This is a genomic window from Shewanella sp. 1180_01, assembly GCF_052850535.1.
The window spans coordinates 19906-32651 of the sequence record NZ_VXCT01000032.1 but is presented as its reverse complement, the minus strand read 5'-3'; the positions used below and the strand labels follow the sequence as shown (position 1 = coordinate 32651).

Sequence of the window (12746 nt, the reverse complement as noted above, 5' to 3'; positions counted from 1 at the left end):
ATGTTAAAGAAAGTCACCCCACTGATCTTAGTTGCTGCCGTTGCAGCCTGTAGTTCGCCACTTGAGCGTCGCCAAGCGAACGGTACTGAAGACTATGTTCAGGCTGAGCAAGCGCCTTTGCTTAAGATCCCTGCCGGATTGAAAACACCGCCCTACAATAAAGAATTCGATGTGCCAGCATTGGGCCCTAAAGCCAATGCTACAGTCTACGGTAAAAATTTGGATATCCGTCCGCCACTGCAAGTACTGCCTATGGCTGAAGGTACTCACGTGGAAGAGGGCAGCGACAACATTAAAATCGTGGTCGAATCTATCGATAATACAGTGGACTTGAAACAAGAAATCTTTAGCAACTTAGACGGTTTCTTGGCCCAAAAAGGGATTGCTGTTCGTAGCCGTGATTTTGATAAAGGCAACATAGAAACCGATTGGATCGAAAGTCGCGAAGTGATCGAATCAAACATGTGGGGTTCAGATAAAGTTTATCTGCTGCGCCAACGCTACCGTTTCGATGTGGAAACACGTCCACATGGTCGCACTGCCAATATCGTTATTCACTTAGTTGAACACGAAGAGTTTTACGACGATAAAGCACAAGACGTGTTACTAAGCGGCGAAGATAAGCAAAGATACACGATTGATATGCTGAACAGTGCGATTGCCTACATCAGTATTAAACGTGACCAATCTATTCAAGCGAATCGTTTGAAGCAAACCTTAGGTATCAATGTCGATTTAGTCACGCCAGAAGAAGGCAAAGCCTACTGGTCTGCTAAAGCCCCGTACAAACAAGTGTGGGATCGTCTGCGTATCGTGCTGCCAGAAATGGGCTTCGAAATTGCCGATATGGATAGCGCGAAAGGATTGTACTTTATCAAGTTTGACGATAACTCAGGTTTCTGGAGTTCATTGTGGGGCGAAGATAAGTTAGCGCTCAAAGAAGGCAGCTACCGTTTACTGCTTGAAGATGGCGATACGCCTGAAGAGACTAAGATTTTCCTCCGCGATGCTGAAGATCAGCCATTGAGCGATGAAGTCGTTACCAATGTGTATCAGTCACTGTCAAACCTGATGAAAGAAGAACGCAAACTGCGTTAATTTCAACGGTTGATGAGAGAAGGGCGAATTATCGCCCTTTTTTATTGGCTGCGATTTAGCGCTATGGAGCAGGTTTTGATGATTATCTAAGCAAACGGTGTTTTAGGATTTAATTGTCTAGATATCAATATTTTTCGAATGGGTTTAGCAATAAACTCCGCAAAATCTATCAATTGCAGATATTATCACTACTTACCCTCATTATCGTACTGCATTCTGGCCACTCCGCCATGTATATCGCCAAAGACACTTAATCACACATATTTTGCGCTATTGGCGTAATTTGTAAGAAAAAGTAAAACGTATTGATGCGATGATGTGAGTGAGTAAACTAGCCGTCATTAATGCGAGTCATCCCTTGGAAGCCCGATGAAAAAAATTATTCTAATAATCGCCCTATTGGCCGCGGCATGGTTTGGATATCAAGCCATGCAACCGCAAGAGATTGCCACCGCGCAAATGAAACTCATGCCTAACGTAGTGATCGCCACCGCTGCCATGGCACCTATTCGCGATGAAGTGGAAGCCATTGGCACCAACAAAGCCGCAGAATCTGTGACCATAACCCCTAAAGTCACTGACATGGTGATAGCGCTGAAGTTTGATGATGGCGACATAGTGAGAAAGGGGGACTTGCTACTCCAACTGCAAAATGCCGAGCAAATCGCTAAGGTTAAAGCCGCGCAAGTTAAAGTCAGTGATAATCAACGTGAATTCAACCGTATCAGTTCATTAGTCACTAGCCGCACTGTGGCAGAGTTAGAACGCGACAGATTACAAACCCTTATCGATACCACCCGCGCAGAGCTTGAACAGGCGCAAGCATCACTCAATGATCGCAGTATTCTGGCGCCTTTTAATGGCCGTTTAGGTTTACGCCAAATTAGTGTCGGCAGCCTAGTGTCGCCCGGCACTGCGATCACCACCTTGGATGATATCTCTAAGATTAAACTCGATTTTTCAGTGCCTGAGCGTTTTATTCAAGATTTAGCCCCAGGTAAGAAAGTTGAAGCCAAAGCTGTGGCCTTTCCTGATTTTACCTTCAAAGGCGTGGTGACATCGATTGATAGCCGCGTAAACCCAACGACGCGCACTGTGATTGTCCGTGCCGAAATCCCCAATCCTGAGCTGCGTTTATTACCGGGCATGTTGATGAAGGTCAAACTCATCAAACGTAGCCGCGAAGCCTTGATGTTGCCAGAATCTGCCATTATCCCAATCCAAAATGATCACTTTGTTTACAGCGTTAATGCCGACAATGTGATTGAGCGTAAACAAGTCACTATCGGGATTCGTACCCGTGGTTGGGTCGAGATCTTAGACGGTTTAGCTTTGGGTGAAAACGTGGTGATCCGTGGCTTATTGAAAGTCCATCCTGGGGATGAAGTGCAAACGGAGTTCGCGGAAAAGTTTAGTTATCTTGCTGATACGAGCACGGAGCCAAGTGTATGATCCTCACTGATCTCTCGGTAAAACGTCCCGTATTTGCCTCAGTGATCAGCTTGCTGCTGGTCGCCTTCGGGCTTGTCTCCTTTGATAAATTGCCCCTGCGTGAATACCCAAACATCGATCCGCCTGTGGTGTCTATCGACACTAACTACCGCGGCGCCAGTGCCGCCGTGGTAGAAAGCCGCATTACCCAATTGATTGAAGACAGGATCAGCGGCGTCGAAGGCATTCGGCACGTGAGTTCATCGAGCAGTGATGGCCGTTCATCCGTCACCTTAGAGTTTGATATTAGCCGTAATATTGAAGATGCGGCTAACGATGTACGCGACCGTATTTCTGGCTTACTCGACAATTTACCCGAGGAGGCCGATCCCCCAGAAGTGCAAAAAGCCAATGGCGGCGATGAAGTAATCATGTGGCTCAATTTGGTGTCGGATCAAATGACCACCCTCGAATTGACCGATTACACCAACCGCTATTTAGCCGACCGCTTTTCTGTGGTCGATGGCGTGGCGCGAATGCGTATTGGTGGCGGTAAAGTGTATGCGATGCGGATATGGCTAGACAGACAAGCCTTGGCATCGCGCAGCTTGACGGTTGCTGATGTAGAGGCTGCGCTTAGAGCCGAGAACGTCGAGTTACCCGCAGGTTCGATTGAATCTAAGGAGCGGCACTTTACGGTGAGGCTCGAGCGGGGTTATCGCACCGCCGAAGATTTCGCAAATCTAGTGATCACCCAAGGGGAAGACGGTTACTTAGTTAAACTGGGGGATGTCGCGCGGGTGGAAATCGGCTCTGAAGAAGAGCGGATTATGTTCCGTGGCAACAAAGAGGCGATGATAGGTTTAGGCGTGTCTAAGCAGTCAACCGCCAATACCTTGGAAGTGGCGCGTGCGGTGAATGCGCTGGTTGATAAAATTAACCCAACCTTGCCAGCGGGCATGTCCATTAAGCGCAGCTACGATAGCTCAGTGTTTATCGAAGCCTCGATTAAAGAAGTGTACCAAACCCTGTTCACTGCGATGGTCTTAGTGATTATCGTAATTTATCTGTTCCTTGGCAGTGTGCGCGCCATGTTGATCCCCGCGATCACTGTGCCTGTGTCCTTGCTTGGCACCTTTATTGTGCTGTATGCGCTTGGCTATACCATCAACCTTTTGACCTTGTTGGCGATGATACTCGCCATCGGCATGGTGGTGGACGATGCGATTGTGATGCTGGAAAACATTCACCGCCGTATTGAAGAAGGAGATTCGCCCTTAAAAGCGGCCTTCCTCGGTGCACGTGAAGTGGCCTTTGCGGTCATCGCAACCACCTTAGTCTTGGTCGCCGTGTTTATGCCGATCACTTTCCTTGAAGGCGACTTAGGTAAACTATTCAAAGAGTTTGCTGTGACCATGAGTGCGGCAGTGCTGTTCTCTAGCCTGGTGGCTTTGACGCTCACACCTATGATGTGTTCTAAGTTGCTCAAGCCTAGCTCGCAGGATTCTTGGTTGGTGCGTAAGGTTGACGGCATCATGACCAAAGTGTCAAACCGTTATCAATTATCGTTAAAGTCTGCCATGGCCCACCCGTTATTGATGTCGATTTTGGTGTTGATCGCGTTAGGCTCTAGCGCCTATTTAGCTCAAAAAGTGCCGCAGGAATTTGCGCCGCAGGAAGACAGAGGTTCGTTATTCTTGATGGTTAACGGACCGCAAGGCGCGAGTTACGAATACATAGAATCCTACATGAATGAGGTGGAAAACCGCTTGATGCCGCTGGTTGACACGGGTGATATTAAGCGTCTGCTCATTCGTGCCCCACGTGGTTTTGGCCGCGCTGCGGATTTCTCTAATGGTATGGCCATCGTCGTGTTGGAAGATTGGGGCAAACGTCGCCCCGTTAAAGAAGTGATTGCAGACATTAACAAACGGCTTGCCGATCTTGCTGGGGTGCAAGCGTTTCCTGTGATGCGCCAAGCCTTTGGCCGCGGCGTCGGTAAACCTGTGCAGTTTGTGATTGGCGGCCCAAGCTACGAAGAGCTGGCCCGCTGGCGCGATATCATGATGCAAAAGGCGGCACAGAATCCTAAATTGCTCGGTTTAGATCACGACTATAAAGAGACTAAGCCGCAGCTTCGCGTCGTCATCGACAGAGATAGAGCGGCGAGCCTTGGGGTATCGATTTCAAATATCGGTCGTACGTTGGAATCCATGTTGGGCTCACGCTTAGTCACGACCTTTATGCGTGACGGTGAAGAATACGATGTGATCATTGAAGGCGAGCGCGGTAATCAAAATACCGCAGCGGATCTGCAAAACATCTACGTGCGTTCCGAGCGGACTCAAGAACTTATCCCGCTGTCGAACTTAGTGACGGTGGAAGAGTTTGCCGACGCCAGTTCGCTTAACCGTTACAACCGCATGCGCGCTATCACCATAGAAGCCAGTTTAGAAGATGGTTATAGCCTAGGTGAAGCCCTTGATTATATGAATCAATTGGCGCGTGCTTATTTGCCAGCAGAGGCGGTAATTAGCTATAAGGGCCAATCCCTCGATTATCAAGAGTCGGGTAGCTCTATGTACTTCGTGTTCTTGCTCGCGCTGGGAATTGTATTCCTCGTGCTGGCGGCGCAGTTAGAGAGTTACATTCACCCTATGGTCATCATGCTGACTGTGCCGCTGGCGACCGTGGGCGCGTTAATTGGTTTGTGGCTTACTGGGCAGAGTCTTAATATTTACAGTCAGATAGGCATTATTATGCTGGTCGGGTTGGCGGCCAAAAACGGTATCTTGATTGTTGAGTTTGCTAACCAATTGCGGGATAAAGGTGTTGATTTTGATAAGGCGATTATTCAAGCCTCGGCGCAGCGTTTACGACCTATTCTCATGACTGGCATCACTACCGCCGCTGGCGCTGTACCTTTGGTTATGGCCGCAGGCGCGGGTGCTGAAACCCGTTTCGTGATTGGTGTAGTCGTGTTGTCGGGGATTTTACTAGCAACCCTATTCACTATCTTCGTGATCCCAGCCGCTTATGGACTCTTTGCCCGTAACAGCGGATCGCCCGAAGCCATAGCCCAACAGTTAGAAAAAGAATTAGCCGAAGACTAACGCCTCGCGTAGGCTGATGTTGAAAGTACACGAAAGTCCACATATAGGCGCTTGGTATTCATCAAGCGCCTTATTTTTAGCCATTCGAACCTCGTTTTAGCCCTTGCCCTTGAAAAGCAAATTTGGAGCCCCATTTAGTAAACACTAAGCGTTACTTTTACCAAATTGCGTAACAAATAAAGGAAAATTTCATGTCACAACAAGAAACTCATGGTTTTCAAACAGAAGTCAAACAGCTGTTGCATTTGATGATCCATTCTTTGTATTCCAACAAAGAAATTTTCTTGCGTGAACTGGTCTCCAACGCTGCGGATGCAGCGGACAAGCTGCGTTATCTGGCGTTGACCAATGACGCTCTGTACGAAGGCGACGGTGAACTGCGAGTCCGAATCAGTGCCGATAAAGAAAAAGGCACTGTGACCATCGAAGACAACGGCGTGGGTATGACCCGTGACGGCGTGATTGAGCATTTAGGCACAATTGCTAAGTCGGGCACCGCTGATTTCTTTAAGAATCTATCGGGCGAATCTTCAAAGGATTCACAGTTAATTGGCCAGTTCGGTGTCGGTTTCTATTCAGCCTTTATCGTGGCCAAGAAAGTCACGGTTCGCACTCGCGCTGCCGGTCATAAGACCGATGAAGCCGTATTGTGGGAATCAGAAGGCGAGGGTAGCTTCACCGTTGATACCATTACTAAGGCGAGCCGTGGTACTGAAATCACCCTGCACCTGCGTGATGAAGAAAAAGAATTTGCCGATGATTGGCGCCTGCGCTCGATCATCACTAAATACTCAGATCATATCTCTGTGCCGGTCGAAATGTGGCAAGAGGGTACGCCAGAGCGTGATGGTCCAGATGGCGAAAAAATTCCTGCGACCGAAGGTCAATGGAAAGTCATGAACAAAGCGACTGCTTTGTGGATGCGCAGCAAAGCTGACATCAGTGACGAAGAGTATCAAGAATTTTACAAACACATTTCCCACGATTATACCGACGCACTACTGTGGAGTCATAATCGGGTAGAAGGTAAGCAAGAATACACTAACCTATTGTATATTCCTGCAAAAGCACCTTGGGATATGTGGAACCGCGACCGTAAGCACGGCCTGAAACTGTTTGTGCAACGTGTGTTCATCATGGATGACGCTGAGCAATTTATGCCATCTTATCTGCGCTTCGTGCAGGGCTTAATTGACTCAAACGATTTGCCGCTGAACGTATCCCGCGAAATTCTGCAGGATAACCATGTGACCAAAGCGATGCGTACTGGTATCACCAAACGTGTGCTTGGCATGCTGGAAAAACTGGCGAAAGACGATGCGGAAAAATATCAACAGTTCTGGGCTGAATTTGGCCAAGTGTTGAAAGAAGGGCCAGCGGAAGATTTCGCCAACCGTGAACGTATCGCTGGCTTATTACGTTTTGCCTCGACCCATACGGGCAGTGCTGCGCCGACTGTGTCACTCGATGACTACATCAGCCGCATGAAAGAAGGCCAAACTAAGATTTATTACATCGTTGCCGATAGCCATGAAGCCGCCGCTAACAGCCCACATTTAGAGTTGTTACGTAAGAAAGGCATCGAAGTCTTACTGATGTCAGAGCGTATCGACGAGTGGCTAATCAACCACTTAACTGAGTACAAAGAGAAACAACTGCACTCAGTGACTCGTGGTGATTTAGAACTTGGCGAGCTGGAAGATGCATCTGAAAAAGAAGCGCAAGAAAAGCTTGAGCAAGAATCTGTAGCTTTAGTTGAACGCATTAAAGCGGCATTAGGCTCGACTGTTGCGGATGTGAAAGTCACGTCACGCTTAACCGACACCCCAGCCTGTGTAGTGGCGGGTGAAGGCGAAATGTCGACTCAGATGATCAAGCTGATGCAAGCTGCCGGTCAACCAGTGCCAGAAGTGAAGCCGACATTTGAGATTAACCCAGCGCACCCATTAGTGTCGCGCTTAAATGATCTTCAAGATGAAGCCGCCTTCGCGGATTGGTCGAATCTGCTGCTGCAACAGGCGCAATTATCTGAAAAAGGTAGCCTTGCGGACCCATCGGCCTTTATCAAGCTGATGAACCAAATGTTACTGGCTAACATGAAGTAAATGACTATCGGGGCCTTTTTTGAATGGCCCCGATATTGTTTCTAGTGCAGGAAGAGTGGTTTGAGCCTAGTGCACTCCACTTCCGTGTTGCATCAATTCAAAAGGTGGTCGTTCTGACATTGATACGCCTTGAATTGAAGCACCCTAGGCGCTCTGAAACTCGACTCTTCAGGTTGCTTGGGTATACAAGCTGTTAAGACAACGATTTTAAAATAGCGCGTTGAAGCTGAGTGCTAACACTCAGTTTTAAAAGCATAAGGCCTCCGATGTTTGAGGCCTTAAACGTTAAGGGAATACTATGGACAATATCCTCAGCCTGACTAAAGACAATATTCAGCAAGTCGTTGACGCCTCGATGCAGCAGATAGTGGTGTTAGCATTTTGGGCACAGCCGCAGGAACAAAGTGTGGCTATGCTACGCACCTTAGAGCACATTGCCGCGCAAAATGCGGGTCGATTCGTGCTCGCTACAGTCGACTGTGAAGCAGAGTTAGAAATCGCCAATTACTTTCGCATTCAAAGTCTGCCGACTACGTTAGTCTTGGATAAAGGTCAGCCTGTCGATGGTTTTGCGGGGGTGCAAGATGCGGCTCAAGTCACAGCTATGCTGGATAAACATTTGCCGCCTATGTGGCAGTTACAGTTAGCACAGGCCAAAGCATTGCTCGCGCTTAGCCAAGTGAGCGCAGCGGATCTTGCCACTGCTGCCGTGTTGCTTAAAGACGCGCATGCAGGCTCAAATCAAGCGGGTGAGGTGAGTCTAGTACTCGCCGATGTGTATCTGATGCAGGGCGAATTAGTGTTAGCGCAAGCCATGCTTGAGAAAGTCGGGCTTGCCGACCAAGATGGTTATTACCAGAGTTTAAAAGCCAAGCTCGCACTTGCCTTGGATGCGGCTGATACCCCTGAAATTCGCGATTTGCAGCAAAAGTTTGAGCAAAACCCAACAGATTTAGTGTTATTACTCGAACTGAGTAAGGCATTGCATGCCGCCCACCGCGATGATGAAGCACTAGAACTGTTATTCGGTGTGCTCAGTAAAGATTTAGGTGCTGAAAATGGCGCAGTAAAACAAGTGTTTATGGAAGTATTAACGGCACTTGGCCAAGGCAATCCCTTAGCCAATCAATACCGCCGTAAGCTCTATACCTTGCTCTATTAATGATAAAAATACCTCAGAAACCGCAGTTTATTTGCGGTTTCTGAGGCTAAAGTCGAAGCTAAAACCCTTCTCAATGGCGGCCAGATGTGCGAAGATCGCCGCCCTAAGAAGAATATCAATGCGAAAAGAGGACTCTTGAGATGCGCATTATCCTATTGGGCGCCCCAGGTGCCGGTAAAGGTACCCAGGCCCAGTTCATTATGGAACAGTATGGTATCCCACAAATTTCCACTGGTGATATGTTACGTGCCGCGGTAAAAGCTGGCACTCCACTGGGTTTGGAAGCGAAGAAAGTGATGGATGCTGGTCAACTGGTTTCTGATGATCTGATCATCGGTCTGGTTAAAGAGCGTATCGCACAGGAAGACTGTGTTAAAGGTTTCTTGTTAGACGGTTTCCCACGTACTATTCCACAAGCGGATGCGATGGCGGCAAACGGTATTAGCATTGATCACGTGATTGAAATCGATGTGCCAGACGAAGAAATCGTTAAGCGCATGAGCGGTCGCCGTGTTCACCCTGGTTCTGGCCGTGTTTACCATGTGGTTTTCAATCCACCTAAAGTGGAAGGTAAAGACGACGTAACTGGCGAAGATTTAGCTATTCGTCCAGATGACGAAGAAAGCACAGTGCGTAAACGTCTTGCGATTTACCACGAGCAAACTAAGCCGCTGGTTGAATACTACGGTAAAGTGGCTGCAGCTGGTCAAACTCAATACAACAAGTTTGACGGTACTCAATCGGTTGCGGCCGTGAGTGAGCAGCTTGCCAGCGTGTTGAAATAGCCGAAAAAGCATAATTTACGAGAACGAGTTCTCATATTAGAAAAAAGCCTGCCGATGCAGGCTTTTTTTATAGGTATCGCAATGTTAGCCTCCAAGTTAACTTCATTAACCATGAGCCTAACGTTGAATCCTTCCCCTGCTTTTGGTGTGTTATTGGTTAACCTCGGCACGCCTGATGAACCTAGCCCTAAGGCCGTAAAACGCTTTTTAAGGCAGTTTTTAAGTGATCCGCGTGTCGTCGATTTATCACCGTGGATTTGGCAACCGCTGCTGAACGGCATTATCCTCAACACCCGTCCGGCTAAAGTCGCCAAACTCTACCAAAGCGTGTGGACGCCAGAAGGCTCGCCCTTGATGGTGATAAGTGCACGCCAAGCACAAAAGCTGGCGGTGGACGTAAGCGCCACGTTTAACCAGACCATCCCGGTTGAACTGGGCATGAGTTACGGCAATCCCTCCATCGATGCGGGATTTGAACGCCTGAAAGACCAAGGGGCAGAGCGCATTATTGTGCTGCCTTTGTATCCCCAATATTCCTGCTCGACTGTGGCAAGTGTGTTCGATGCCGTTGCCAATTATCTTAAAACCGTGCGTGACATACCGCAGGTTCGCTTTAATAAAGACTATTTTGACCATGATGCTTATATCGCGGCGCTGGCGCATAGTGTGACGCGTCACTGGAAAACCCATGGGCAGGCCGACAAGTTACTCTTGTCATTTCACGGTATTCCACTGCGTTATGTGAAAGAGGGCGATCCATACCGTGAGCAGTGTTTTGTCACCGCGAAACTGTTAGCGCAAAAACTTGAGCTTAGCGAGTCGCAGTGGCAGGTGTGCTTCCAATCGCGCTTTGGCCGCGAAGAATGGCTCACGCCCTACGCCGATCAATTATTGGCCGAGTTACCTGCGCAAGGAATCAAAAGTGTCGATGTGATTTGCCCAGCGTTTGCGACTGACTGCCTCGAAACCTTAGAAGAAATCTCCATCGGCGCCAAGGAAACCTTTTTAGATGCAGGTGGCAGCGACTATCGGTTTATCCCTTGTTTGAACGACGATGAGTTACACATTGAATTATTACGGCAATTAATCCAAGAACAAGCGGTATCTTGGGCCCATACCCAAGCCACCTGAAGAGTCGAGTTTCAGCGCGCCTAGGGTGATTCAATTCAAGGCGCATCAATGACAGAATGTCGGCCACCTTTTGAATTGATGCAACACGGAAGTGGAGTGCCCTAAGCGCTCCGTCCCGGCGGCAGATGTTAAACACGAGGTAATGCACTTTATACTGTGTTGACTATTTTTAACTTAGCCCACTAGGTCTGCAAATAGCCGCAATCGCCATGGATGGCGTGAATGCCATTTATGCAGGAGCAATAAATGGCCTTGTCTGAACCATTCCGTTAAATTCCCGCTGAATCCTACATCTTCAGGTTGTTTGGGTATTGGAGCACTGGCTTCGAACTGATTTTGTGATAGAATCTGCGCCCTTCCGGCTAAGGGTGGTTTTTTTGTCTCGCTAGCCTAGACTCAATATTTTTAGGATGCTGCTTGGCTTGACCGCCTCGGCAGACGCCAATTAGCATGGATGCCAGGAAAAGAGAGCCACTATGAAGTTTCCCGGTCAGCGTAAATCAAAACATTATTTTCCGGTTAAAACCCGAGATCCGCTGCTTGAACAGCTGACTCAACAGCCTCAGCCGTTTGCGACTTATATCAGCGGTATTGATCAAACCTTAGTGGATATCGAAGCTAAAGTGGAAGACGAATTGCTGAGCCGTTATGGCTTACCTAAAGGCAATTCGACCCTGATCAATGATGAACAGGCTCACAGACTCTACACTGAGTTAAAAATTCATGGTTTGATTAGCGATGAATTTGCTGGTGGCACGATTGGCAACACAGTGCACAATTATTCTATTCTGGCCGATGACCGTTCAGTGCTGTTTGGGGTAATGAGCCAGAATATCGAAGTGGGCAGTTACGCCTACCGCTATTTATGTAATACCTCTTCTAAAGTCGACCTTAACTTTCTACAGCCTGTAGATGGCCCTATCGGTCGCTGTTTTACCCTGATTTCTGAGTGTGGCGAGCGGACATTTGCGATTAGCAAAGGCTCGATGGATAAACTCACGCCTGAATATATTGATAAAGATGTAATACAGGGCAGCTCTGCCTTAGTGCTGACCGCATATTTAATGCGCGCCAGCGATGGCGACCGTATTACCGATGCGGCCATGTGCGCCATCGAATACGCAAAAGCCGCCGAGGTGCCGGTAGTATTGACCTTAGGCACACGTTTTTTGATTGAAGAAGATCCGCAATGGTGGCAAAACTTCATCAAAGAACATGTCACCATTTTGGCGATGAATGAAGATGAAGGTGAAGCCTTAACCGGTTCACGGGATCCTCTGCTCGCCAGTGAAAAAGCCTTGGAATGGTGTGACATGGTATTAACCACAGCGGGTCCAATCGGGCTTTATACTGCGGGTTATACTGAAGATTCTGAAAAGCGCGAAACCGTTCATACCTTGTTGCCGGGCGCGATCCCAGAATTTAACCGTTATGAGTTCTCCCGTCCAAAGCTTAAGAATGACTGTGAAACACCAATCAAAGTGTTTGCCCACATTTCACCTTATATGGGCGGTCCAGAAAAAATTGGGAATACTAATGGGGCAGGCGATGGCGCGTTATCGGCGTTATTACACGATCTGGCTGCCAATACTTTCCACAAGACTAACGTGCCGGGTTCGAGTAAACATAAGCGCGATGGCCTGTGTTATTCCTCGTTTTCTCAAGTATGTAAGTACGCTAACCGCGTTGCCTATGAAGTCTTAGCCCAGCATAGCCCGCGTTTATCCCGTGGTTTACCTGAGCGCGAAGACAGCTTAGAAGAATCCTACTGGGAAAGATAAGCCAGTACCTGTATTGGTATTAAGCTGACTGATTTACGCTAGGGCAATAACGGCAAACCGTTGTTGCCTTTATTTTTATGGCGTTTATCAACAATCAATCGGCCAAGCGCTAATTTTAACTACAGGCAGTTGCGAATAAA

At 48.1% G+C, this 12746-nt stretch carries 8 protein-coding genes; all 8 read left to right on the top strand.

Going from position 1 to position 12746, the window contains the following annotated elements; genetic code table 11:
- The 8 genes from bamC to FW758_RS15860 all read left to right on the top strand — a co-directional run bounded on the left by bamC (position 1) and on the right by FW758_RS15860 (position 12606).
- Positions 1–1098 (top strand): outer membrane protein assembly factor BamC, encoded by a 1098-nt coding sequence (gene bamC / locus FW758_RS15895; protein WP_446445886.1) that lies wholly within the window; start codon positions 1–3, stop codon positions 1096–1098.
- Positions 1099–1467: 369 nt separating this feature from the next.
- A complete protein-coding gene (locus FW758_RS15890) occupies positions 1468–2550 on the top strand; it encodes an efflux RND transporter periplasmic adaptor subunit (protein ID WP_446445885.1) in 1083 nt (360 codons plus the stop codon).
- Entirely contained in the window at positions 2547–5642 is a 3096-nt protein-coding gene (locus FW758_RS15885; protein WP_446445884.1) for an efflux RND transporter permease subunit, read from the top strand. Before FW758_RS15890 ends, FW758_RS15885 begins: the two co-directional genes overlap by 4 nt.
- A gap of 191 nt (positions 5643–5833) precedes the next feature.
- Positions 5834–7747: a molecular chaperone HtpG gene (gene htpG, locus FW758_RS15880; RefSeq protein ID WP_300482670.1), complete on the top strand. Its 1914-nt coding sequence runs from the start codon at positions 5834–5836 to the stop codon at positions 7745–7747.
- Between the two features lie 298 nt (positions 7748–8045).
- Positions 8046–8909 (top strand): co-chaperone YbbN, encoded by an 864-nt coding sequence (locus FW758_RS15875; RefSeq protein ID WP_446445883.1) that lies wholly within the window; start codon positions 8046–8048, stop codon positions 8907–8909.
- Positions 8910–9049: 140 nt separating this feature from the next.
- Positions 9050–9694, top strand: a complete 645-nt coding sequence (adk, locus tag FW758_RS15870; protein ID WP_006082054.1) for an adenylate kinase — start codon at positions 9050–9052, stop codon at positions 9692–9694.
- Positions 9695–9805: 111 nt separating this feature from the next.
- Positions 9806–10825, top strand: coding sequence for a ferrochelatase (hemH, locus tag FW758_RS15865; protein WP_446445894.1), 1020 nt, complete (start codon positions 9806–9808; stop codon positions 10823–10825).
- 476 nt (positions 10826–11301) lie between these two features.
- Positions 11302–12606 (top strand): inosine/guanosine kinase, encoded by a 1305-nt coding sequence (locus FW758_RS15860; RefSeq protein ID WP_006086215.1) that lies wholly within the window; start codon positions 11302–11304, stop codon positions 12604–12606.
- Positions 12607–12746: the final 140 nt, after the last annotated feature.

Coding starts and splice junctions, on each gene's coding strand:
- htpG (WP_300482670.1), top strand. CDS start 5,834: ATGTCACAACAAGAAACTCATGGTTTTCAAACAGAAGTCAAACAGCTG.
- FW758_RS15875 (WP_446445883.1), top strand. CDS start 8,046: ATGGACAATATCCTCAGCCTGACTAAAGACAATATTCAGCAAGTCGTT.
- FW758_RS15890 (WP_446445885.1), top strand. CDS start 1,468: ATGAAAAAAATTATTCTAATAATCGCCCTATTGGCCGCGGCATGGTTT.
- adk (WP_006082054.1), top strand. CDS start 9,050: ATGCGCATTATCCTATTGGGCGCCCCAGGTGCCGGTAAAGGTACCCAG.
- bamC (WP_446445886.1), top strand. CDS start 1: ATGTTAAAGAAAGTCACCCCACTGATCTTAGTTGCTGCCGTTGCAGCC.
- hemH (WP_446445894.1), top strand. CDS start 9,806: ATGAGCCTAACGTTGAATCCTTCCCCTGCTTTTGGTGTGTTATTGGTT.
- FW758_RS15860 (WP_006086215.1), top strand. CDS start 11,302: ATGAAGTTTCCCGGTCAGCGTAAATCAAAACATTATTTTCCGGTTAAA.
- FW758_RS15885 (WP_446445884.1), top strand. CDS start 2,547: ATGATCCTCACTGATCTCTCGGTAAAACGTCCCGTATTTGCCTCAGTG.